Annotated in this window: 23 protein-coding genes and 1 tRNA gene; 11 read left to right on the forward strand and 13 right to left on the reverse strand. The window is 70.5% G+C overall.

Annotated features, from left to right (window positions below; translation table 11 throughout):
* Nucleotides 1–64 precede the first annotated feature (64 nt).
* The 3 genes from ACGFY5_RS03870 to ACGFY5_RS03880 are packed head-to-tail and all read right to left on the reverse strand — an operon-like array spanning nucleotide 65 to nucleotide 1,522.
* Nucleotides 65–547, reverse strand: a complete 483-nt coding sequence (locus ACGFY5_RS03870) for a DUF421 domain-containing protein (protein WP_392717011.1) — start codon at nucleotides 545–547, stop codon at nucleotides 65–67.
* Between the two features lie 10 nt (nucleotides 548–557).
* Nucleotides 558–1,076 carry a hypothetical protein gene (locus ACGFY5_RS03875; protein ID WP_392717013.1) on the reverse strand — a complete coding sequence of 173 codons (519 nt, stop codon included), beginning with the start codon at nucleotides 1,074–1,076 and terminating at the stop codon, nucleotides 558–560.
* A gap of 8 nt (nucleotides 1,077–1,084) precedes the next feature.
* Nucleotides 1,085–1,522 carry a MarR family winged helix-turn-helix transcriptional regulator gene (locus ACGFY5_RS03880; RefSeq protein WP_392717015.1) on the reverse strand — a complete coding sequence of 146 codons (438 nt, stop codon included), beginning with the start codon at nucleotides 1,520–1,522 and terminating at the stop codon, nucleotides 1,085–1,087.
* A gap of 87 nt (nucleotides 1,523–1,609) precedes the next feature.
* On the opposite strand from ACGFY5_RS03880, the gene ACGFY5_RS03885 reads away from it, so the two are divergent.
* The 4 genes from ACGFY5_RS03885 to ACGFY5_RS03900 all read left to right on the forward strand — a co-directional run bounded on the left by ACGFY5_RS03885 (nucleotide 1,610) and on the right by ACGFY5_RS03900 (nucleotide 5,003).
* A complete protein-coding gene (locus ACGFY5_RS03885; protein WP_392717017.1) occupies nucleotides 1,610–2,857 on the forward strand; it encodes a multidrug effflux MFS transporter in 1,248 nt (415 codons plus the stop codon).
* A gap of 79 nt (nucleotides 2,858–2,936) precedes the next feature.
* Nucleotides 2,937–3,009 (forward strand) — tRNA-Arg (locus ACGFY5_RS03890).
* A gap of 76 nt (nucleotides 3,010–3,085) precedes the next feature.
* Nucleotides 3,086–4,204: a glycosyltransferase gene (locus ACGFY5_RS03895; RefSeq protein ID WP_392717019.1), complete on the forward strand. Its 1,119-nt coding sequence runs from the start codon at nucleotides 3,086–3,088 to the stop codon at nucleotides 4,202–4,204.
* Between the two features lie 25 nt (nucleotides 4,205–4,229).
* The gene (locus tag ACGFY5_RS03900) at nucleotides 4,230–5,003 is read left to right on the forward strand and encodes a class I SAM-dependent methyltransferase (protein WP_392717021.1); all 774 of its coding nucleotides are present in this window, start codon (nucleotides 4,230–4,232) and stop codon (nucleotides 5,001–5,003) included.
* Nucleotides 5,004–5,247: 244 nt separating this feature from the next.
* Here ACGFY5_RS03900 and ACGFY5_RS03905 read toward each other — a convergent pair whose 3' ends face one another.
* The 5 genes from ACGFY5_RS03905 to ACGFY5_RS03925 all read right to left on the reverse strand — a co-directional run bounded on the left by ACGFY5_RS03905 (nucleotide 5,248) and on the right by ACGFY5_RS03925 (nucleotide 10,354).
* Entirely contained in the window at nucleotides 5,248–6,285 is a 1,038-nt protein-coding gene (locus ACGFY5_RS03905; RefSeq protein WP_392717023.1) for a YbhN family protein, read from the reverse strand.
* Nucleotides 6,282–7,289, reverse strand: coding sequence for a glycosyltransferase family 2 protein (locus ACGFY5_RS03910; RefSeq protein WP_051569737.1), 1,008 nt, complete (start codon nucleotides 7,287–7,289; stop codon nucleotides 6,282–6,284). The genes ACGFY5_RS03905 and ACGFY5_RS03910 overlap by 4 nt, the downstream gene beginning before the upstream one ends.
* 199 nt (nucleotides 7,290–7,488) lie before the next feature.
* Nucleotides 7,489–7,761, reverse strand: a complete 273-nt coding sequence (locus tag ACGFY5_RS03915; RefSeq protein WP_392717026.1) for a hypothetical protein — start codon at nucleotides 7,759–7,761, stop codon at nucleotides 7,489–7,491.
* A 63-nt stretch (nucleotides 7,762–7,824) separates the two neighbouring features.
* The gene (locus tag ACGFY5_RS03920; protein ID WP_392717028.1) at nucleotides 7,825–9,135 is read right to left on the reverse strand and encodes a D-arabinono-1,4-lactone oxidase; all 1,311 of its coding nucleotides are present in this window, start codon (nucleotides 9,133–9,135) and stop codon (nucleotides 7,825–7,827) included.
* A 28-nt stretch (nucleotides 9,136–9,163) separates the two neighbouring features.
* Entirely contained in the window at nucleotides 9,164–10,354 is a 1,191-nt protein-coding gene (locus tag ACGFY5_RS03925) for an amino acid deaminase/aldolase (protein ID WP_392717030.1), read from the reverse strand.
* Nucleotides 10,355–10,884: 530 nt separating this feature from the next.
* Here ACGFY5_RS03925 and ACGFY5_RS03930 point away from each other — a divergent pair.
* The gene (locus ACGFY5_RS03930; RefSeq protein WP_392717032.1) at nucleotides 10,885–11,565 is read left to right on the forward strand and encodes a TetR/AcrR family transcriptional regulator; all 681 of its coding nucleotides are present in this window, start codon (nucleotides 10,885–10,887) and stop codon (nucleotides 11,563–11,565) included.
* Nucleotides 11,566–11,689: 124 nt separating this feature from the next.
* On the opposite strand, the gene ACGFY5_RS03935 is transcribed toward ACGFY5_RS03930, so the two are convergent.
* On the reverse strand, nucleotides 11,690–12,691 hold the full coding sequence (locus ACGFY5_RS03935) for an MBL fold metallo-hydrolase (RefSeq protein ID WP_392717034.1): 1,002 nt from the start codon (nucleotides 12,689–12,691) through the stop codon (nucleotides 11,690–11,692).
* 198 nt (nucleotides 12,692–12,889) lie between these two features.
* Here ACGFY5_RS03935 and ACGFY5_RS03940 point away from each other — a divergent pair, with 198 nt between their 5' ends.
* Entirely contained in the window at nucleotides 12,890–15,514 is a 2,625-nt protein-coding gene (locus tag ACGFY5_RS03940; RefSeq protein WP_392717036.1) for a penicillin acylase family protein, read from the forward strand.
* A gap of 80 nt (nucleotides 15,515–15,594) precedes the next feature.
* Entirely contained in the window at nucleotides 15,595–15,762 is a 168-nt protein-coding gene (locus ACGFY5_RS03945) for a hypothetical protein (RefSeq protein WP_392717038.1), read from the forward strand.
* Nucleotides 15,763–15,811: 49 nt separating this feature from the next.
* On the opposite strand, the gene mscL is transcribed toward ACGFY5_RS03945, so the two are convergent.
* From mscL to ACGFY5_RS03965, 4 genes are all read right to left on the reverse strand, one after another.
* Nucleotides 15,812–16,204 (reverse strand): large conductance mechanosensitive channel protein MscL, encoded by a 393-nt coding sequence (gene mscL, locus ACGFY5_RS03950; RefSeq protein ID WP_392717040.1) that lies wholly within the window; start codon nucleotides 16,202–16,204, stop codon nucleotides 15,812–15,814.
* Nucleotides 16,205–16,284: 80 nt separating this feature from the next.
* Nucleotides 16,285–16,788 (reverse strand): hypothetical protein, encoded by a 504-nt coding sequence (locus tag ACGFY5_RS03955; RefSeq protein WP_392717042.1) that lies wholly within the window; start codon nucleotides 16,786–16,788, stop codon nucleotides 16,285–16,287.
* A gap of 143 nt (nucleotides 16,789–16,931) precedes the next feature.
* Nucleotides 16,932–17,270 (reverse strand): FmdB family zinc ribbon protein, encoded by a 339-nt coding sequence (locus ACGFY5_RS03960; protein WP_392717044.1) that lies wholly within the window; start codon nucleotides 17,268–17,270, stop codon nucleotides 16,932–16,934.
* A gap of 114 nt (nucleotides 17,271–17,384) precedes the next feature.
* Complete coding sequence (locus ACGFY5_RS03965) at nucleotides 17,385–18,071, reverse strand: 5-formyltetrahydrofolate cyclo-ligase (protein ID WP_392717046.1); 687 nt, start codon at nucleotides 18,069–18,071, stop codon at nucleotides 17,385–17,387.
* A 33-nt stretch (nucleotides 18,072–18,104) separates the two neighbouring features.
* Here ACGFY5_RS03965 and ACGFY5_RS03970 point away from each other — a divergent pair, with 33 nt between their 5' ends.
* The 4 genes from ACGFY5_RS03970 (at nucleotide 18,105) to ACGFY5_RS03985 (ending at nucleotide 22,535) form a co-directional block, all read left to right on the forward strand.
* Nucleotides 18,105–19,526 (forward strand): HAMP domain-containing protein, encoded by a 1,422-nt coding sequence (locus ACGFY5_RS03970; protein ID WP_392717048.1) that lies wholly within the window; start codon nucleotides 18,105–18,107, stop codon nucleotides 19,524–19,526.
* 60 nt (nucleotides 19,527–19,586) lie between these two features.
* Nucleotides 19,587–20,513, forward strand: coding sequence for a UTP--glucose-1-phosphate uridylyltransferase GalU (galU, locus tag ACGFY5_RS03975; protein WP_392717050.1), 927 nt, complete (start codon nucleotides 19,587–19,589; stop codon nucleotides 20,511–20,513).
* A complete protein-coding gene (gene glp / locus ACGFY5_RS03980; RefSeq protein WP_392717052.1) occupies nucleotides 20,510–21,805 on the forward strand; it encodes a gephyrin-like molybdotransferase Glp in 1,296 nt (431 codons plus the stop codon). Before galU ends, glp begins: the two co-directional genes overlap by 4 nt.
* A 91-nt stretch (nucleotides 21,806–21,896) precedes the next feature.
* Nucleotides 21,897–22,535: a GNAT family N-acetyltransferase gene (locus ACGFY5_RS03985; protein ID WP_392717054.1), complete on the forward strand. Its 639-nt coding sequence runs from the start codon at nucleotides 21,897–21,899 to the stop codon at nucleotides 22,533–22,535.
* Nucleotides 22,536–22,546: the final 11 nt, after the last annotated feature.

Consider the following 22,546-nt stretch of genomic DNA (forward strand, 5'->3'; position numbering starts at 1 on the left):
GCGGCAAGGACCATGTGCAACAGCACACTTTTGCCGCGAAGCATCACACAAGGGAGGCGCGGGTTCAGCCAACCGCGGGCGGGTCGTCGGCACCGTTCTTACCGCTCCCGTCGCGGCCGAAGAACGAGATCCGGCCGTTGGTCTCCAGCACGGCCATCTTGATGTCCGCGAACCGCTCGTAGCCCTCCTGCCGGGCGGCGCCGATCAGGTCGTCGATGCTCAGGCGTTCCATCCGCATCGTCTCCAGCACCGGCTCCCCGTTCTCGATGACGACGTAGGGCACGCCGTGAACGATCGGGCGGCTACGCCGGAAGCGCCGCTGGACCCACCCCAGCGTGATCGTGAGCAGTGCGAACACGCTGATCGCGAGGATCCCGGACGTCACCGAGTAGTCCTGCTGCGTGACGGCCTGCTGGATCAGGTCGCCCATCGTCACGTACAGCAGGAGTTCGAACGTGCTCAGCTCGCCGAGCGTCGTCCGGCCGACCGCACGAGTGATCAGCCAGAGGAAGAAGAACATCACCAATGCGCGGTAGACGATCTCCATCAGCGTTCCTTCACGGCAGGAGCCAGGTACGGAAGTCGACGTGGGTCTGCGGCTTGCCGCCGATCACGAGTTGCACCCGCCCGTCGGCTCCGCGCTGCGCGGACGGCTGGACGTAGGCGTCGTAGCTCAGCCGGAAGTCGGTGCCGGCTGGGCGATCGAACGTCAGGTAGCGAGTCGCCCCGTCCGCGGTCTCGCTGGACGGCTCGGGCACGAAGCCCTGCGTCTCGAAGATCTCGAAGTAGTCCGCGGTGACGGCGAGCTCGACGTCGTCGGAGAAGCCGTTGGGGTTGTGGACGGTGACGCGCCACGGAGCATCGAGGCCTGCCCGCGCCACCTGGGCGTACTCGACGGTGAGCGTGTAACCGTTCGCGGTCGCGCGGACCGTGCGGGAGTGGACCCCCAGGAACCCGAGCGCACCGAGCAGCACCACGATGCTCAGGATCACGGTCACGGTCCGGCGGAAGGCGAGCTTGCGCCGGGCGCGCTTGGCGTCGGGTCGGACCGCGTCAGTGAGCAGAGATTCGTCCACCCGATCTCCTAGGGGTCGCGCAACACCTGTACCAACGCTCGCAAAGCGGGCACCGAACTCTCTAGTTGTCTCCTGTACCCCGGCTCGACGCGGCTAAGCGCTGCGTCGAGGTGGGTGTTCCAGGCGCGCTGAAGGCGTTCGAGGTTGTCGTACGCCTGCTCGGTGAGGGTCAGCCGGGCGATCCGACGGTCGCTGGGATCGGCGTCGCGGGTCATCAGCTCGCGGGCGACGAGGCTCCGGACCGCAGCGCTCACGTTACTGCTCTTCATGTGCAGTTCGCGGGCCACCGTGCTCACGCTGACGCCCGGGTGCCGGCCGACGAAGCGGAGCACGTCGCGCTCGGAGTCGGGCAGCGGGACGAGGTTCACCTCGGCGTGCGCGGCTGCTCTGAGCTGGCGCGACACGTCGTGCAGCAAAGCCGCGAGTTCGCCTGAGAGGAGCGCCACAGCCGCGGGCTCTATCGACTCCCCGGACACGAGTCGATACTAGCTTATGTATGAACTCATAAGCTTTGCGAAACGAGCGCTGCGCTGATGCCCTCACTTTCCACCCCGCCCTCTCGGACGGAGACCCGTCCCGGTAGAACGGCGACCCGTTCGCTGCCGGTGCTCGCGGTGTTGGTGCTGGCGCTGCTGTCGGCGATCGCGCCGCTCGCGACCGACATGTACCTGCCGGGCTTCCCGACGATGGCCGACGAGCTGGGCACCGACGCCGCGAGCGTCCAGCTCACGCTGACGACGTTCATGGCCGGGCTCGCGATCGGCCAGTTGGTGATCGGCCCGCTCTCCGACCGCTGGGGTCGACGCCGCCCACTGCTCATCGGTGCCGCGGTGTGCGTCATCGCGTCGGCATTGTGCGCGGTAGCGCCGAACGTGGGTGCACTGATCGCGTTCCGGTTCCTGCAGGGGTTTGCCGGCGCAGCCGGCGTGGTGCTCGGACGCGCGATCGTGGCCGACACCGTGCGCGGAGCGGCGGCGGCGCGGATCTTCTCGGTGCTGATGACGATCGGCGGCATCGCGCCCGTGGTGGCGCCGCTGCTCGGTGGGGCGCTGCTGGGGCCGGTCGGGTGGCGCGGTGTGTTCGTCGTGCTGACCGTGCTGGCGCTGGTGATGCTGGCCGGGTCGTTCTTCGTGCTGCGCGAGTCGCTGCCGGCTTCCGCGCGCCAGGGCGGCGGGCTCGCGGCGACGTTCCGCGGGGCGCGGACCGTACTGAGCAACCGGCAGTTCCTGGGCTACACGCTGGCGTTCGTCTTCTCGTTCGGGACGCTGTTCGGGTACATCTCGGCGTCGCCGTTCGTGCTGCAGACGGTGTTCGGGCTGTCGTCGGGCTGGTTCTCGGTGGCGTTCGCGGCGAACGCGGCCGGCGTGACGGTGGCAAGCCTGCTGAACGCGCGGCTGGTGGGGCGTTTCGGACCGCGTCGGCTGCTGGTGCTCGGCCTCGGATCGCTGGCCACGTGGTCGTTCCTGCTCTTCGTGTTGGCGGTGACGGGAACGCTGGCGCTCTGGTCGGTGCTGGTGCTGCTGTGGCTGACGATCTTCTCGCTGGGGTTCGTGATGGGGAACGCGACGTCGCTGGCGATCGCGCAGACGCCGTCCGCTGCCGGAACGGGGTCGGCGGTGATCGGTGCGGGTCAGTTCGCGCTGGCCGCGGTGGTGTCGCCGCTGGTGGGACTGGGTGGTGAGGGCACGGCGGTGCCGATGGCAATTGTGATGGTCGTGTCGGCGGTGGTGTCCGTGCTGGCGCTGGCGTTCCTGACCCGGGGCGCAACCAGCCGCGATTGACCGGATACTCGGAACGCCGAGGGTCGCCTTACCGATAGGCTGTGGGCGGATCTACGCGGTCGGCGGCGGCGCCGGCCACGCCCTCGTAGCTCAGGGGATAGAGCACCGCTCTCCTAAAGCGGGTGTCGGCAGTTCGAATCTGCCCGAGGGCACTGGTTTGGCTTCCTCTGAGGACCCGCGGAGGCACGGGATTCGGGGTTCGGAGGCCCGGCCCGGTAGCCTGGCGCGGTGCGCTGGCTGGCTTTCGGCACTTACGACGTGCAACGGCACCCCCGGGTAGCCGTGCTCCTCGACGGGCTGCGCGAGTCCGGGGAAGAAGTCGTCGAAGTCAACGACCCACTGCCGCTCGACACCGCCGGTCGGGTGCAGATGCTGCGCCAACCCTGGCGGCTGCCGATCCTGGCGTGGCAGCTCGGCCGCTGTTGGTCCCGCCTGATCAGCGGCGCGCGTCGCGCCCGCCGGTCCGGCGACGTCGACGCGGTGCTCGTCGGTTACCTGGGCCACTTCGACGTCCGGCTTGCCCGGTTCCTGTTCCGGAAGACGCCGATCGTCCTCGATCACCTCGTGTCCGCCTCGGGTACCGCTACCGACCGCGGCCTGGCCGGTTCCGGCGGGTTCAAGCAGAAACTGCTCCGCTGGATCGATCGCAAGGCCCTCGGTAGCGCCGACGTCGTGCTGGTGGACACGCCCGAACATCTCGACGCTCTGCCTGCCGACGTGCAGCCGCGGGGGATCGTCACGCCGGTCGGTGCGACGAAGCCGTGGTTCGAGCAGTACGGCGCCGCTCCTTCCTCGGGAGAGCAGCTCAGCGTCGTCTTCGTCGGCCTGTTCACGCCGCTGCACGGCACCGCCTACATCGGCGACGCGCTGGCCGAACTCGCCGACGACCCGCGCATCGCGGTGACGATGGTGGGCAAGGGCCAGGACCACGACGACTGTCGGCGGCGGGCCGCGTCCAACCCGAACGTCACCTGGGTCGACTGGGTGCAGGGTGGTGAGCTTCCCGCGTTCGTCGCCCGGCACGACGTCAGCCTGGGCATCTTCGGAACCACCGCGAAGGCGCAGAACGTCGTCCCGACGAAGGTGTACCAGGGCGCGGCCGCGGGCTGCGCGGTGCTGACGTCGGACACCGCGCCGCAGCGGGCGATGCTCGGCGACACCGCGGTGTTCGTTCCGCCGGGCGACGCTCCGGCGCTGGCCGCCGCGCTGCGGACGCTCGCCGACGACCGGGATCTGCTCGACCGCTACCGCAAGCAGGCGCACGAGCGGGCGCTCGAACACTTCACCGCGGTCGGCGTCGTCGCCGGCCTGCTCGACCGGGTGCGGCAGCCGGCGCCCGCCCGATGATCTCCGAGACAAGGACAGTAACTCCATGAGTGCTCAGAGCGTGGCCGACGCGACCGCACCGCCGCTGGCTCCCGGCGCCAACCTGCGCTGGTCGGTGGTTCGCCCGACGGTCGAGCGGCTCAAGCCGGCCACGATTCTCGAGCTCGGGTGCGGGGGCGGCGGCTTCGGTGCCCGGCTGGCCACGATGACGCCGCGCTACATCGCCGCGGAGCCGGACCCGGTGTCGTACGCGCTCGCCAGCTCCCGGATCACGCCGGTCGGCGGCGAGGTCATCAACGGTGACCACACCCAGTTGCCGGCGGGGGAGACCTACGACCTGGTCTGCGCGTTCGAGGTGCTCGAGCACATCGACGACGACCGGGTTGCGCTCGCCGGGTGGGCGCCGCTGGTGAAGCCGGGTGGCAACATCCTGCTGTCGACGCCGGCCGGGCCGGAGCGGATGGGGGCCTGGGACGAGGCGGTCGGGCACTTCCGTCGGTACTCGGCCGAGCAGATGACCGAGTTGCTCACCGAAGCCGGGTTCGTCGACGTCAAGGTGCGTCTGTACGGCTGGCCGCTCGGGTACATCCTGGAGGGCGCCCGGAACCGGATCGCGACCCGTCGCCAGGGTAAGTCGGTGTCGGAGGGCGCCGAGGAGAGCATCGAGGAGCGCACCGCCAGCTCCGGCCGTCAGCTGCAGCCGAAGGGCTCGCTGGCCGGCAACGTCGTGAAGCTCGGTACCGCGCCGTTCATCTTCGTGCAGCGCTTGGCCCCGACCCGCGGCACCGCCCTGGTGGCAGTGGGTCGCCGCCCGGCTTAGCCCGTCGCTCGCCGGGCCGCCGCCGCCCGCGCCGAGCCGGGCCGCCCGCGCCGGGCCGGGCCGCCGTCGCCCGCGCCGAGCGGTCCCGTTCCGGCGGGTGTGGGCTTGCCCTCGCGGGCCCGCTTGGGAGCGCCCTTGAAGCGGTCCCGTTCAGGCGTGCCATCACTAGGCGCATTGGGACCGCTCGAGCGTCGCGCCCACATGAGAAGGGCGCCGTCCGTCAGGACGGCGCCCTTCTCGTGGGTCACGCGGGTGTGTTGGCCGGTTCGGGGAGATCGTCTGTTGGGGGCGCGACGCGCCGGGCGGTGACCAGATACTGGCCGCCGGCCAGACCTACGTCCACCGCGGCGAGGATCACCCGCGACACCAGGGCGACCAGGGCCGCCTGCTCCACCGTCACGACCGCGGAGAACGCGGCCACCAGGGCGATGTCGCGGACACCCGCGCCGGCCGGCACGGGGATCGCGAGCATGCCCAGCGAGTACGCCAGCGAGTAGCCGCCGATAGCGACCGCCAACGCCCGAAGCGGCGGCGCACCGAAGCCGACCAGCAGCAGCCAGGCGTGCACGCCGAAGAAGAACCAGACGCCTGCCTGCCACGCCGCCGCGATCGTGATGCCCTTGCCGGTCGGACGCTTGGGCAGCGGCGGCCGGCGGAGAACCTTGAACGCGAAGTCGGCCAGCGGGCCGAGGATCGCCGGGTGCAGCGCCGCGAGTACGAATGGCACCGCGAGCATGCCCCACCAGTACCGACCCAGGACGTCGGGCGCACCGAGCGGGAGCAGCACCGCCGAGATCGGGAAACCGACAGCGACGACCAGCGCGAGCCCCAGGATGCCGACCGACAGGCTGACCCGGCGCGGCACCTTGTGTTGGTAACCGAGCTCGATCTGCGTCGCGATCGACCACACCGAGCCCGGCAGGTATTTACCCAGCTGGCTGACGAAGAAGATCCGCGCCGCCACCAGCACCGGCAGGCGGGATCCCAAATCAGCTAGGAGCGACCGCCAGACGAACATCCCGCACACCATCGCCAGCACCGCCGGCACGATCGACGCGACCGCCAGCGCCGTCGAAAGCTGCCGGAGGGCTCGGGAGACCTCCGGCCAGTTGTCGACCAGGTAGTAACCCGCGAACGCGAGCATCGCCAGCAAGAGCACGATCTTGACGGCGTTGAACAGTGCCGCACGTCCGCGGCGCGGCGCCGGAGCGGATGCTCCGGCGCTGTCGGGCTCCGACTGGGGGCCCGACTCGAGCGGGGCGTCCGGCTCCGGCCGGGTCAATCCGCCCTCGAGCGCACGATCAGGTCTGCGAGCAGCGCCACCGACGCGATCAACAGGCCCGTGACGATCAGCAGCAGCGAGTTCGTCGTGATGCGGAAGAAGTAGATGATGACGTCGACGATCGCCTTGGTGACGCCGACACCGAGCAGGACCAGCGCCAGCGGCATCAGGACCTTGATCGGGTTGAAGTACATCACCATCCGCAGCACCTGCAGGATGTAGCGGTACGCGTCCCGGACGAAGTGGAACTTCGACGTGCCGGCGCGCTTCGCGTAGTCGATCGGCAGGTAGTCGACGGTGTGCTGATTGCTCAGGAACGAGAGCGTGATCGTCGTCACGCAGCTGAAGCCGGGGGGCAGCAGCCGCAGGTAGGGCAGCGAGACGTCGCGGCGGAAGGCACGCAGACCCGAGTTGAGGTCGGGGATCTTCGTGCCGGCCAGCGTCTCGGCGACCTTCCGGATGACCCACTTGGCCGGCACCCGGAGGACCTTGTGCGTGCCCTGCTCGGTGGTGCGGGCGCCGACGACCTGGTCGGTCTCCGGGTGGTCGATCAGGTACTGGATGAACTCGGGGATGCGCTCGTTCGGGTACGTCATGTCCGAGTCGGTCCAGACGACGATGCGTCCGTAGGCCTCGGCGCTACCGATCCGGCGAGCGGTACCCGAACCGCCGTTGCGCTGGAACGGCATCAACCGCATGCGCGGGAACCGGGGCAGCGCCTCCTGGAGCACCTGCAGCGTGTTGTCGGTCGACTTGTCGTCGATGACGAGCAACTCGTAGCGGAAGCCGCTCGCGTCCATCGCCTTGGTGATGCGCTCGAGCTCCAGCAGAACGTGTGGGCCCTCGTTGTAGCAGGGCAGCACGATCGTGGCGTCGAGCGTGTTCGGCCCGTGGTCGAGCTCGTTGAGCGACGCCTGCGGGTCGGCGGGGTCACCACCGCTGATGCTGGCGTGACGGGCGTGCGGGGCGGCCTCGGGGAGAGTGGTCGTCGGGTCGGCGTTCATGGCCTCTCGCGGGGGTTCGATGCGGCTGCCGGGCATCACGGCTGGTCCGGCGCTGCGGTGCGACTGGTCCGGGTCGGACGAGCGTCAGGTTAGTCGGAGCGTGCGACAGCTTAACCGGTCACCATGGGTCGCCAAGAAAACACGAGGTCAAGGAAGCGAAAAACGACCACTCGGTGGATGTGTCGGGGTAGCGCGAGCGTCACGCGGCGTGGCTACGCTGGCGGGGGACCTGTCGAGCCCCGAAGCCGGTGCCGGCGCAGCTCGTGCATTCGACCTCGACGTCGCCGTCCGGTGCCGAGTCGAGCAGCTCGGCGAGATCGAACTCGTCGAGTGACCCGTGCTCCGAGGCCCAGGCCGACTCGGCGTCGTCCCGCCGGGCGAACCACTCGTCCCACTGGTCGGCCCCGATCAGGCCACCCCGGCAGTGAGGGCAAGGCTCGGCCGACTGGTGCAATCTTTTGGCGGTTCGCATCTCCACCTCCGAGGGTGCGTGGCTACTTACATCGATGTAACCACTACCCCCCGACAAAATTGCTTAGGCACCCAGCACCTGCCGCAGATGGGTGTTGTCGAAGGCTCGGTCGGGGTCTGCTCGGTCGCGTACCGCTAGGAAGTCCTGGAACCTGGGGTAGCGGCCGCTCAGCTCGGTGACGTCCAAGTAGTGCAGTTTTCCCCAGTGGGGACGCCCCTCCAGGGCGAGCATGACGTCCTGGACCGCCCGGAAGTAGTCCTCGTGCGGCGTGCGGTGGTACTGGTGCACCGCGACGTAGGCGGAGTCCCGTCCGTGGGCGGTGGAGAGCCACAGGTCGTCGGCGGCCGACATCCGCACCTCGACGGGAAACGAGATGCGCCACCCACGCCGTTCGATCAGCCGCCGGATCTCGGTGAGCGCCTCCCCGAGCGCCGCCCGGGGGATCGACCACTCCGACTCCCGGAACCGCACCCGCCGCTGCGTGGCGAAGACCGCGGCCGACCGGTCGACGTACTCGCGCGCCCCGAGCGCCCGCGCCGACACCGCCGCGATCGGCCGGATCGCCCGCGGAGCCGCCCGGCCGAGCTCGCACGCCCAGGCGAAGACCGTGTTCGAGAGGAACTCGTCGTCCCACCACGCGCGCCCACGTGACAGCGGCTTGCGCAGGGCGTCGCCCGGAAGGCGGTTGTTCTGTTTGTAGAGCGTGCCGGTCGTGTGCGGGAACCAGAAGAACTCGACGTGGTCGTGCTCGTCGACGCGCTCGTGCACGGTGGCGAGCATCTCGTCCAACGGCACCGGCTTCTCCACCGCGTGCAGCAGGAACGCGGGCTCGCACTGCAGCGTCACGGCGGCGATGACGCCGATCGCTCCGAGACCGAGCCGGGCGGCCTCGAACAACGCCGGATCGGTGGACGCGTCGCAGTCGACGATCGACCCGTCGGCCAGCACCAGCGTCAACCCGCGGACCTGCGTCGACAGCCCGCCGAAGCGGCCACCGGTGCCGTGCGTGCCGGTGGAGATCGCGCCGGCGATCGACTGGGAGTCGATGTCGCCGAGGTTGGTCATCGCGAGCCCGTACGGCGCCAGGAGCCGTGGGATGTCCCGCAGGCGCGTTCCGCCGCGCAGCGTCACCAGACCGGTTTCCGCGTCGCCGCGGACGACGCCTCCCAGCGCGTCGAGGCTGACCTGGACGCCGTCGGTCGCGGCGATCGGGGTGAACGAGTGGGCCGCGCCGATCGGCTTGATCCGCAGGCCACGCTCGCGGGCCTCGCGGATGGTCGCGGCCAGGTCGTCGACACTCGCGGGAGTGGCGACCTCGGCCGGGGCCCAGTGCTCGTTGCCCGCCCAGTTGGTCGCGGGCGACAACACTGTCATCGGCAACTCCGTGAGCTCGTCGGGACTGTCAGAATGCCTTGCCTTCACCCCGGTAGGTGGGAACGACGTCCACCACCCGGTCACCGTCGACGACGTGCAGCACGTCGACGTGTTCGCAGAGTTCGCCGGCCTTGGCGTGGCGGAACCAGACCCGGTCGCCGAGCTTCAGGTACGCGGTGGCTTCTCCGGTGAGTGGGGTCTGCACCTCGCCGGCGCCCTCGGTCGGCGACAGCGTCAGACCCGGGGGGTAGACCGGGGTGGGCGCGCGGTCGGAACCGGGCGCGCCCGAGGCCACCCAGCCGCCGCCGGCGACGGTCACCCAGCCGCGGGCCGGCCGGCGCACCACCTGGGTCGCGAACATCGCCGCCGGTCGGGGCGTGAACGTGCGGTAGGTGTCGAACAGTGCCGGGCCGTAGAGCCCGGATCCGGCGGCGACCTCGGTCACCGCCGGGTCCGCCGCGCTCTTCTCGATGCTCCCGGTGCCGCCGGCGTTGACGAACCGCAGTGGGGGCTCGCCGACCTGCTCGAGCGTGCTCCGCACCGCGACGACGATCTTCGCGCGGCGTTCGAGCAACTCGGCCCAGGAGCGGCGTTGCATCCAGCGCACCGCGAGCGCGCGGAAGAACCGGCCGGGGTTGTCGCCCACCCCCGCGATCTGCGCCTCGTACGACATCAAGCCGGTGATGCGAAAGCCCTTGCGAAGCGCCACGCGACGCGAGAGCACGGCCGCGTCGGCCGCTGTATGCACCGGAGACCGCCGTACACCGAGGTGGAAGCGACCGAGCTTCAGCGAGGCGTCGAGGTCGAGGCAGACCTGGATCTCCGGCCGTCGGCCCGGAGGTGCGATCTGGTCGATGAGGTCGAGCTGGTCGATCGAGTCGACCATCAGCGTGACCCGTTCGGCCAGCCGCGCGGACCGGGTGAGCTCGGCGAGCGCCGCCCGGTTCGCGGTCGGGTACGCCACGACCACGTCGGTGAACGCGGTTGCACCGTCGCCCTCGGCCAGCCAGAGTGCCTCGGGTAGTGCGTAGGCCAGCACTCCGGCGAAGCCGTCCAGAGAGAGCGTCTCGATCAGCGCGGTGCGACAGCGCAGCGACTTGCTCGCCACCCGGATCGGGGTGCCGGCGGCGCGGCGGGTGAGTGCTACGGCGTTCGCCCGGAACGCCGTGCGGTCGAGGACCGCGAACGGTGGTTCGAGGTGGGCGGTGGCGGCTTCCAACCGCGCGAAGATCGCGTCGGGAGTGGTGGAGCGGGGGGCCGGCTCGGTTACGGCGTCCTGGCCGGGGGTATACGGAGCGTGACCGGGACGGGCCCGAGGTGTGACGTGGACTCCGGTTTCGGCCTGCTCCGGCGTGCCGAATTCGTGGCGCGCCGGGTCTCCGCGTCGCTGCGGTATCGGAGCAGATGTCGGGTCCGCGAGGGGCTGTGCGGCGTCCAATGGCACGGTTGGGGCATCGTGCGAATCCGGATTGGCCTCCTGACCAGGCAATTCGCCAGGTGGGTTGCCGGGCCGTGCCATCCGGCGCCTCCAGTGCTCGTTCGCAGGTCCGGATCGGGCCGAGGGACAGCCTAAGTCCGGCTGTGCACCTCCGAAGCGACTTCTCAGTAGATACTCAGTGTGTGACCACAGTCCGACAGACGTCGCAGATCCCCGGAAAGCCGTCAAGGCCACTCGGAGCCCGCGCCGGGGCTCGGCCCGGGACAAGACGTGGGCCCGGTGGCGGTCCGGGACGTGATGCGGGTCAGTCCGTGGCCGAGGTCTGGCTCGCCGAACATTCGGCGTCGGAGCCGCTGCGTCGGTTGCCCAGCCAGCAGCGCAGCCGCCAGCGCGTCGAGCGGATTCTCGACGCCGCCGGCGACCTGGTGGCCGAGCGCGGGTACGAGGCGACGACGACGAGCCTCATCGCGCGCCGGGCCCGGGTCTCGCCGGGGTCCTTCTACCAGTTCTTCGCCGACAAGCGGGCGGCCGTGAAGGCGCTCTCGGCGCGGAACCTCGCGGTGTTCGCGGAGCGGTTGGACGAGGCGCTCGTCGACGACCAGTTCGCGCACTGGTGGGACACCGTCGACGTGGCGTTCGACATCTACGTGGACCTGTGTCGCCACCACCCCGGGTTCCGCGCGGTGCGGTTCGGGGACATCGTCGACACGCACCTGCTCGACCCGACGCAGGACAACGACTCGGTCGTCGCCAGCCGGATCGCGAGCCTGTTGCACGCCCGGTTCGGGGTGGTGGACACCCCGGCGTTGCGGCTCGCGCTGCTCACGACGACGAAGGTGGCCGACGCGCTGATCAAGTTCGCGTTCAGCCGTTCGCCGGAGGGGGACGAGGAGGTGCTCCTGCAGGGGCGCCGGATGCTCCGGATCCACCTCGAGGGGTACGTGCAACTGGCCGGCGACACCAACCCGGCCGCCGGGAGCGACCCGAGCTAGCGGTAGCGGTCCCGTTCAGGCGCGCCCTGGGTCGACCCAACGGGACCGCTCGCGCCGGCCCGGCGGTAGCGGTCCCGTTTCGGGACGCTGTGACGCGCCCGACGGGGACCGCTTGCGGCGGGGATCAGCGAGGAAGCTCGCGTGACTCGCCGATCGCGAGGTCCCAGAGGTGTTCGCGCGGGCGGTCGGCGGCCGCCCAGGCCTGCTGAGCCTTCTCGCGCGGCTCGGTCAGCGGCTCCCCGGTGAGCACGAACGTGCCCCAGTGCATCGTCGCCATCCGCGTCGCGCCCAGGTCCGTGCACGCGCGCACGGCCTCATCGGGGTCCATGTGCACCGGCTGCATGAACCAGCGCGGGTAGTAGGCGCCGATCGGCAGCAGCGCCAGATCGATGCCCGGGTACCGCGTGCCGATCTCGGCGAACCAGTGGCCGTAGCCGGTGTCACCGGCGAAGTAGATGCGCCGACCGGCGTCGTCGGTGAGCACCCACCCGCCCCAGAGCGTCTTGCACGTGTCGGTGAGCGACCGCCGGCTCCAGTGGTGGGCGGGCACGAAGTCGAACGTGACCCCGGCCAGCACCGTGGACTCCCACCAGTCGAACTCGGTGACAGCGGTGAACCCGCGCCGGGTGAACCACTCGCCGAGCGCGGCCGGGACGAAGACCGGTGTGTCCCGCGGGAGACGGCGGATCGTCGGTGCGTCGAGGTGGTCGTAGTGGTTGTGGCTGATCACCACCGCGTCGATCGGCGGCAGCTCGGACCAGGCCACTCCGGGCGGCGTCACCCGGCGGCTGACGCCCGGCATGGCGTCGGACCAGATCGGGTCGGTGAGCACGGTGAGGCCACCGATCTGCACGACGTAACTGGCGTGCCCGACCCAGGTGACGACGGCCTGGTCCTGCCCGGTGGCCCGGACGAACCCGGACCGGTCGATCGGGATGCGGGCGGCGTCGGTGCGGTCGACCCGGGGACGGCCGCGCCGCAGGAGCTGGAACTGCTCCCGCGGACCGGGGAGCGGACTGGTGAGACGGTCGGCGAAGGATTCGGGCCAGACACGCTGGCCATTCAGTCGGGTGCTACGAGCCAGTCGCGTGCGACGAGCTCTGGCCAGTCGATCGGCGTCCAACATGAGCCAACCCCTTCCCGCGAGCGCCCCGGCGGTGACCGGGGCGCGCGCCGGCGACGCTGTCGGCGCGAAGGATCCAGTACATCCAGGCTAACCGCGCCGGGCGAACCCTCCACGGTTGTCCACAGGCTCGCTGGGTATCGGATCAGTCGTGTTCACTTTCAGGGACTCCGGCCCTCCCAGGGCTTAAGGTCGCCGTCTGTGAACGTGGCTAAGGTTCTGCGCCGGATCGGCCTGTCTTTCCTCGTCGTCCTGGTCGTCCTGGCTTGTGTTGTGGCGGGCACGCTGTACTTCACGATCCGCGCGTCGCTGCCCGACTACACCGGCACCGTGAAGGTGCCCGGCCTCGATTCCACCGTCGACGTGTACCGCGACGCCCAGGGCATCCCGCAGGTCTACGCGCAGAACGCCGACGACCTGTTCCGCGCCGAGGGATACCTGCACGCCGTCGACCGGTTCTGGGAGATGGACTTCCGGCGGCACGTCACGTCCGGGCGTCTCGCCGAGCTCTTCGGCCCGTCCCAGGTCTCCACCGACAAGTACATCCGCACGATGGGCTGGCGGCGGGTCGCCGAACAGGAGCTGCCGCTGCTGTCCGCCGACAGTCGCCGCTGGCTCTCGGCCTACGCCGAGGGCGTCAACGCCTGGATCGACGAACACTCCGGTCGCTCGGCGAGCCTGGAGTACGCGGTGCTGGGGCTGCAGAACTCCGGCTACGAGATCGAGCGTTGGACGCCGGTCGACAGCCTGGCCTGGCTCAAGGCGATGGCCTGGGACCTGCGCAGCAACATGGGCGACGAGCTCGAGCGGGCCCAGCTGCTCGCGTCGGGCCTCGACTGGGAGCAGATCAACGAGCTCTACCCCGAGTACCCGTACGAGCAGAACCCGCCGATCGTGACGTCCGGCGCGGTCGTCGACGGGACGTTCCAACCGAAGGCCGTCGTGCCGCAGGACACGGGCAGCACCCCGCCGGCGCGCCGCACCGCCGGGGGTGGCGGCGGCTCACCGGAGACCGGTGACGAGGCCGCGGTCCGGGCCGCTCTCAGCGGCCTGAGCGGTCAGCTCGACGCGCTCGGCACCGGCCTGGGGAGCCTCCCCGCACTGCTCGGAACCGGCGACGGCATCGGGTCGAACTCGTGGGTCGTCGGCGGCAGCAAGACGGCCACCGGCAAGCCCCTGTTGGCCAACGACCCGCACCTGGGCCCGGCCATGCCGTCGGTGTGGTACCAGGTCGGCCTGCACTGCAGCACGGTCAGCGCCGCGTGCCCGTTCGACGTGTCGGGGTTCAGCTTCTCGGGCGTCCCGGGTGTGGTGATCGGGCACAACGCCCGCGTCGCCTGGGGCTTCACGAACCTCGGGCCCGACGTCACCGACCTGTTCCTGGAGCGCGTCAGCGGGGACACCTACGAGCGCGACGGCGAGCAGGTGCCGCTGGTGACCCGCACCGAACGGATCAAGGTCGCCGGGAGCGACGACGTCACGATCACCGTCCGGTCCACGGTCCACGGCCCGCTGCTGTCCGATCAGGATGCCGACCTGCGCGCGGTCGGGGCCAAACCCGGCGTCGACGCCCAGGGTGTTCCCACCCAGGAGCCGCAGACGGCCAACCCCGCCTATGCGGTGGCCCTGAGCTGGACGGCGCTCACGCCGAGCCGTACCGCGGACGCATTGTTCGCACTGAACCGCGTCGCCGATTTCACCCAGTTCCGCGCCGCGGCGAAGCTGTTCGCCGTGCCGGCGCAGAACATGGTCTACGCCGACGTCGACGGCAACATCGGCTACCAGGCACCGGGAACGATCCCGGTCCGCGGCAGCGGCGACGGGCTGTTCCCGGCGCCGGGCTGGAACCCGAGCTACGACTGGGTCGGCACGGTGCCGTTCGATCAGCTGCCGTACACGTACAACCCACCGGCCGGCTACATCGTGACCGCGAACCAGGCGCCGGTCCGCGAGGGCGCGGGTCCGGTACTCGGTTACGACTGGGACACCGGCTACCGCAGCGCCCGCATCGACGCGCTGCTGCGCGCGAAGTTCGCGGCGGGCAAGGTCGACGCCGCCGACATGAACGCGATCCAGATGGACAACTGGAGTGCGGTCGCGTCCGCATTGGTACCGGTGCTCACCCAGGTGGACGGCGCGCCGCCGCGCGTCCGCGAGTTGTTGAGCCGGTGGGACCTCCACCAGACACAGAGCTCCGCCGGTGCGGCGTACTTCAACGCGGTCTGGCGGCACCTGCTGCTCCGCACGTTCGACGAACTGCCGGGCGACATCACGCCGGACGGCGGTGGCCGCTACTTCCTGGTGGTCAGCAAACTGGTGAAGGAGCCGGACTCGCCGTGGTGGGACGACCGCGGCACTCCCGTGGTCGAGAAGCGCGACGACATCCTCCGGAAGGCTCTGGTCGACGCCTCGGACGAACTGACCGAGCGACTCGGGAACGACCCCTCCGACTGGCGGTGGGGCGACCTGCACACCCTGACGATCCGTAACCAGTCGCTGGGCACGTCCGGCATCGGGTTCATCGAGGCGCTGTTCAACCGCGGGCCGTATCCGGTGGCCGGCGGGAGCAGCATCGTCGACGCCACCGGGTGGACACCGGCCGAGGGCTACGAGGTGTCGTGGGTGCCGTCGATGCGGATGGTCGTGAACCTCGCGGACCTCGACGAGTCACGCTGGGTGAACCTCACCGGGGAGTCGGGTCATGCGTTCTCCGACCACTACACCGACCAGGTGGAACTCTGGCGGAACGGTGGGACAACACCGATGAGATGGGACCGGGAGGGCATCCGGCAAGGGGCTCGGTATGTCCAGAAGCTGACGCCCTGAGCGGGATCCGGCGGTGTCGCGGGCCGCGTAGGGTTGGTCGTAGCTGAGTTGGGTCGTTGCAGCAGAAGGAGACGACGAGCATGGCGTGGGACGACGAGCGTGAGGTCCCGATGATCGACGACACCGACATCGTCGTACTTCCCGATCAGACCGCCGATGACACCGACAGCACCGACTGGCGCGAGGGTGCGGCGCACAAACTCCGCGACCTCGAGCTCCTCGAAAACCGCCCACCGCACTGGGAGTGAGCGGCCCGCTGAGGGCGTCGCCCCCAGCGGGCTCCACCGCCGTTGTTGATCAAAAGCGGCGGCTGCTGCCTTCGCGAAGGGCATCCCTGATCTCGGTGAGGAGGACGACCTCCTCGCTGGGGGCCTCGGGCTCGGGCTCCTGGCCGCGGCGGCGCAGCTCGTTGAGCCGGTTCATCGGCGCGACGACGATGAAGTACAGCGCGGCGGCGGTCAGGGCGAAGACGATCAGTGCGGTGATGAACGCTCCGTAGTCGAACCTCGCGCCGTTGATCTCGAAGTAACCGCCGACTTTCTCGCCGCCGGTAATCACCTGGATCAATGGCTTGAGGAACGAATTTCCGAACTGGGTCACCAGACCGGTGAACGCGGCGCCGATCACCACACCGACGGCCAGATCGACGACGTTGCCGCGGCGGATGAAGTCGCGGAATCCCTTGAGCATCGCGCTGTGTCCTCTTGCTCTCGTCCTTCAGGGGGCTGTTGCTCTATGCCTCGCCGAAGGCGGATCGAAGCATCCGGCAGTCAAGGCGACCGCACTGTAACGGAGAGCCGGGCGCCGGGACCGATCGCCGCCAGCGCCGCGGCCTGGGCGGGGGAGACCGCGAGATAGAGCACTCCGTCGGGCTCGCCGGCGGCGCCGACGCCGCACAGCACGGCAAGGTCGGCCGCGACGACGTCAGCCGTGCCAGTGTCGCCGTCGGGGCGTACGAGCACGTCGACGTGCTGCCCGGCGCGGATCACCGCGAGCACGGCCGGATCCGGGAGCCGCAGCGGGAAGCCCACGGCCCCGTGCGGTGGTACGAATTCGCGCGAACGGCACGCCGCAACCGCGCGCCTGTCCCCGGCCGCGGCCGAAACGGTCGGTGTGGCTCGGACGGTGCCTTGATCGGCGTCGACATCGGGGAGGAGCAGGACCGCGACGGCGGCCGCCACCAGCGTGGCTACGCACACCGCACGCACCCACCCGCGCCGGCTGCCACGCGGCAGCCAGACCCGGGGCGCCTCCAACCGTTCCGCGCGCCGCATCACACCTCCCGCGGCGACGCTAGGCGCGCGGCACGGAGCGGCCCGGGCCCGAACGCCGACCTGCGGACGACCGGCGACCCGGTGGAAAAAACGATCAGCCGGCCCTCACCTGGTAAGGACCGGCTGACGAACCGCGAAAGCGTCTAGACCGAGGCCTTCGACGACGAGGTGCCCGAGCTGCTCGAGCTGCCGCCCGAAGATGACGACGAGCTGTCCGACTTCGTCGAAGTAGACGAAGTAGACGAGGACGAAGAAGACGAGTCAGCAGAAGAGCTGCTCTTCGCCGGCTCCGAGCTGGTCGACCCCGACCGCGAGTCGGTGCGGTAGAAGCCCGAACCCTTGAACACCACACCCACGGACGAGAACAGCTTCCGCAGCTCGCCCTGGCACTCCGGGCACACGCTCAGCGGAGCGTCGGAGAACGACTGAACCGCGTCGAGTCGGTGGCCGCAGGCCGTGCACTTGTATTGGTAGGTCGGCACGGCCGCCTCCTGGAGATGGAACCTTGTTGGCACTCAGATCGAACGAGTGCTAAGTGTGCGGTATTCCGCGCTTTCGCGCCAGCGGGTCAGGATTGTCGATCTGCTCACAGTGGGTTATTCGGGGCTCAATCGCACCCAGCCGCCAGTCGGCGTGATCACATCCGTGATGCGTCGGTCGTGCTCCTCGGTGGGCACCGAGTCGAGCACCTCGTCGTCGTAGACCAGCGCTACCAGCGGTGTTTCCGACGACACCCGGGCCAGCGCGCGGTCGTAGCAGCCGGCGCCGCGCCCGAGCCGCGACCCGTCCCGGCCGACCACCAACGCCGGCACCACGACGAGATCCACCGAGCGCACCGCGTCGACGCCCAGGGCCGCGCCCGGATCGGGCTCCCAGAGGTCGTGGGGACCGCGCACGAGTGATTCGCGGTTCTCGTACCCGGCCCAGTCGAGGTCGCGGTCCGGACGCATCAGCGGCAGCAGCACGCCGATCCCGGCTTCCCGGAGCGCGTCGGGGAGGCCCACCCGGGGTGCGCCCGACAGCAGCGGGGGCCCCGGAATGACCCCCGGTTCGGAGCCGATCGGTGCGTATGCCGCGACCGACCACACCCCGCGCTCGTTGAGACCCGCGAGGAGATGGGCCACCAGACGGCGGCTTTCGGTCGCGATCCGGGCCGGAGGGAGGCCGGCGAGGCGCTGTGCACGAGCTGCCTTGCGGTGCGCACGCAGCTCCGCCTTCGCCGCGCGGGCCGACACCTGCCGCTCGGGGGCGGGTCCCGACCCTCGGGCGTCCGGCGCGCTCATTCCTGCTCCTTCTCCTGAGTTCGGGAGGTACCGATGACCCTACGCAGGCGACTCGCCGCGGTCCTGCTCTCGGTGGTGCTGGGGCCGTTGCTGCTCGGCGCGGTGGCGGTCGGGGTCACGGCCACGCGGTTGGCCGAGGAACGCGCCACCGAGCGCCTGGGGGCGGCTGCGACCGTCGTCAGCACGGCGGTGAACACGGTCTGCCAGCGTGCCCGGTCGGCGGCGGAGGCCCTCGCGGCCGGGATCGCCCGCGGCGAGCGGCCGGCCGCCGCGGCGGGCCTCGTCGCGACGCGAGGCCTGGCCGAGACGGCGCGGGTCGAGAACACCGTCGGCACCGCGCTCGGCGTCGCCGGTGACCTGTCCGTGCCGGTCGCGCAGTGGGGCGACTGCACGCGCGGGACGCCGCCGACGAACGTGGGTCGGTCCGTGATCGCCGCGGAGGTCGCGCTCCACCGTGCCGACGGCTCACCGGCCGGTCGGGCGCGCGCCGCGTTCACGGTCACCGCCGACGACCTGGACGCGCTGGTCTCGATCCCTGGCGTCGAGGTCACCACCGTGCTCGGCGCCCTGCCGGGCGTCGACAGCAGCAGGAAGACGGAAACCGACGTACGGTCGGCGACCCTCCGGATGCGGGTGCTCGAACCGGTGGCCGGCCGACCCGTGCGCACGGTCCTGCGCACCCCCGCGCCGGACACGAGCGCGCTCTACGGCGCACTCTCCGTAGTCGTGCTCACCGCGGCCGGAGCTGCGCTCGTCGCAGCGAACCTCCTGGCCAAGGCGCTCACCAAGCCCTTGGCGGAAGTGGCGGCCGCAGCGCAGCTCGTCGCCGAGGGCGATCTGGCGGCCCGCGCGCCCGTCCGCGTGCTCGACGAGGTCGGGCAGCTCGCCGCCACGTTCAACCGGATGACGCGGAGCATGCAGGCCTACGTCGCTGCGCTGACCGCCGGACGCGACCAGCTCCGCGGCACGCTCGCGCTGCTCGGCGACACGATGTCGAGCACCAACGACGTCGATCGGATCCTGGAAGTCGTACTGGAGAGCGTCGTCGCGACGACCGCGGCGGAGAGCGGCATCGTGCTGCTAACCGACGGATCGACGCTGGTCGGACGACGAGCGCTCGGCCGGCCGCACGACGTCCGGATCGTGATCGGGGAGGGGCTGCTCGGTGGCGTCGCGACGACCGGCGAGGCCCGCCACGGCAGGGAGAACTGCCGGACGTTCATCGCGGTGCCGATCGTCGGGCCGCCGCACCCGCCCGCGATCCCCGACGGACGCCTGCTGGGCGTCCTCGCGCTCTACGACCGGCTCGGCGGGGACGACTTCGACGACGGTGACCTGCTGACCGTCCGATCGTTCGCGGGCCAGGTGGCCGTCGCGCTGGAAAACGCGCTGCTGCACCGCCCTCCGCCATGGCGAATGCCCCGACTGGTTACGGAATGGAGCTCCTGTGGTTAACCCGGGTCGACACCTGTGGCCGACGAAGACGCGTCCGAGTTTGTTGGCTAGTCTCCCGACATGGTCGAGACTTCCGCCGCAAAGCCCCGCACCACGCGCAAGGCCGTCATTCCGGCCGCCGGCCTGGGAACCCGCTTCCTGCCGGCCACCAAGGCCGTCCCGAAGGAGCTGCTGCCGGTCGTCGACAAACCGGCGTTGGAGTACATCGTCGAAGAGTCGGCCGCCGCAGGCCTCGACGACGTCCTGCTCGTCACCGGTCGCGGCAAGAGCGCGATGGTCGACCACTTCGACCGGCGCCCCGACCTGGAGAAGTCGCTCGAGGAGAAGGGCAAGACGGCGGAGCTGAACGCGGTCCGCCGGTCGTCGGAGATCGCCTCGATCAACACCTGCCGCCAGGGTGAGCCGAAGGGTCTCGGCCACGCCGTGCTCTGCGCCGCCTCGCACGTCGGCAACGAGCCGTTCGCGGTGATGCTCGGTGACGACCTGATCGACGCGCGCGACCCGATCCTCCCGGCGATGCTCGACGTCCAGGAGGAGCACGGCGGCATCGTGCTCGCGTTGCTCGAGGTGCCGCGGGAGCACATCAAGCGCTACGGCATCGTGGCGGTGGAGGAGACCGGGCGCACCGGTGAGGGGCACCTCGGCAACATCGTGCGCGTCACCGACATGGTCGAGAAGCCCGACCCGGAGGACGCTCCGAGCAACCTCGCGATCATCGGTCGCTACGTGCTGCCCGCCGAGATTTTCGATGCGATCCGCGACACGAAGCCCGGCGCCGGCGGCGAGATCCAGCTCACCGACGCGATGGCCGACCTGCTGAAGGCGGGCACCCCGGTGCACGGCGTCGTGTTCAAGGGCCGCCGCTACGACACCGGCGCGAAGATCGACTACCTGAAGGCCACCGTCCTGCTCGGCGTCGACCACGACGAGCTCGGGTCGGAGTTCCGCGAGTGGCTCACCGACTACGTGAAAACGTCGCTGGCGTGATCATCTCGGGGGGGATGACCACGGATCTGCTGGGAATGGGGACCCAGCGCTTCGTGGACACGGCGCTGGCCGATCTCGAGCAGCTCCGTCCGTTGCCGATGGCGCTGCTGGAGTCGCTCGGCGTCCTGCTGGCCGAAGACGTCGTGGCGCCGGGCCCCGTCCCGGCGTTCGACGTCGCCGCGGTGGACGGCTACGCCGTCCGGGCACACGACACCCTGGGTGACGCCCAGTGGTCCGGTGATCCGTCACTGCATCTTGCTGACGTCAGACTGGCGGTCATCGGGGACCTCACCGCAGCGTCCTGGGAGCCGGCCACCGTGTCGGCCGGTGCCAGTTACACGGTCACGGTCGGAACACCGCTGCCGGTCGGTGCCGACGCCGTCGTGGCCGGTGAGGTCACCGACGGTGGCCTGGCCAACGTCCGGATCGGGCGCATTCCGCAGCCGGGCGACGGCATCCGGCGGCGCGGGAGCACGGTCGCGGCCGGAGCTGTGCTGGCGCCGGCGGGCTCGCGGGTCACCGCGGCGACGATCGCGCTACTGGCCTCGGCCGGGGTCGAGTCGGTACTGGTGTCACCGCCGCCCCGCGTGCTGGTAGCGGCGACGGGGGACGAGTTGGTGGATTCGTCGCGGCCGGGGTTCTTGGGTTCGACGCCTGGTCGGGTCGTGGACGTGGACTCGCTCGGGGTGGCGGCGGCCGCCCGCGAGGCCGGTGCCCACGCGCACCGCGTCGGCATCGTGCCCGACGAGGACGAGGCCCTGCGCCGCCTCGTGGAGGACCACGCGCACCGCGCGGATTTGCTCGTCACCACCGGAGGCACCGGCGCGGGCCACACCGACGTCCTGCGCCGGCTGTTCGGGCTCGACGACGTCGTCCACTTCGAGGCGTTGCCGCTGGAGCCGTCGCTCGTCGTCGGCTACGGGCGGGTGGGGCCGTCCCGGATGCCGGTGCTGTGCCTGCCGGGTGACCCCGCGGGAGCGCTGCTCGGGTTCGAGCTCGTGTTGCGTCCGATGTTGCGTCGGCTGGCCGGAGCGTCGTCGGTGTACCGGCCGACCGTGTTGGCCGAACTCACCTCGCCGATCCGATCGGTGCCGGGGGTCCGGGAATTCCGCCCGGCGCGGGTCGCCCGGTCGGAGGACGGCGGGTACCTGGCGTCGCCGCTCACCGGGGGTGAGGCATTTCTCACCGGCTACGCCTCGGCCAACGCGTTGCTGGCCGTGCCGGAGGCGGCGTCCGACGTCGCAACCGGAGTGGACCTGCCGGCGTTCCTGCTGGAAGGCGTCCCGGAGTGAATTTCGACTGAACGGATCCGTTGACCGCCCGTGCGCGTTGGCACCGGAGGTGTCTAAGCTTCCGGCACCAGTTACCGCCGCGAGGACGCCGATGACCGCACTGCCCGGCTGGCCGGCCACCCTGGCGGAGGGCCCGGTCGGCCTCCGCCCCCACCGGATCCGTGATGCCCGCGCCTGGTCCGAGGTGAGATTGGCGAACGAGGAATGGCTGGCCCGCTGGGAGCCCACCTCGATGCGTCCGTGGGCCGATCGGCACCGCACCAGTGATTACTACGAGCTGTACCGCTCCCTTCGGCGTGGAGTCCGGCTCGGGCAGATCATGCCGTTCGTCGTCACGTACGAGGACGAGTTCGTCGGACAGTTGACGCTCGGGAACATCGTGCGTGGCGCGTTCTGTTCGGCGTACGCCGGTTACTGGGTCGACAACCGGGTGGCCGGTCGGGGAGTGATCCCGACGGCGTTGGCGATGGCGGTGGACTTCTCGTTCGCACACGCGGCGCTGCACCGCATCGAGGTCAACATCCGGCCGGAAAACACGTCGAGTCGGCGTGTCGTCGAGAAATTGGGCTTCCGTCAGGAAGGCTTCCACCCACGCTACCTGCACATCGACGGTGGCTGGCGCGACCACGTCGGGTACGCGCTGACCGTCGAAGACGTGGCGCCGGCCGGATTGCTGGCGCGGTGGCGGACGGTGCGGACGGGTTCGTCGACGGATCCTGCGGCGCGCTGAGACTGCCCGGG

The organism is Cryptosporangium sp. NPDC048952 (assembly GCF_043197895.1).
Classification (GTDB): domain Bacteria; phylum Actinomycetota; class Actinomycetes; order Mycobacteriales; family Cryptosporangiaceae; genus Cryptosporangium.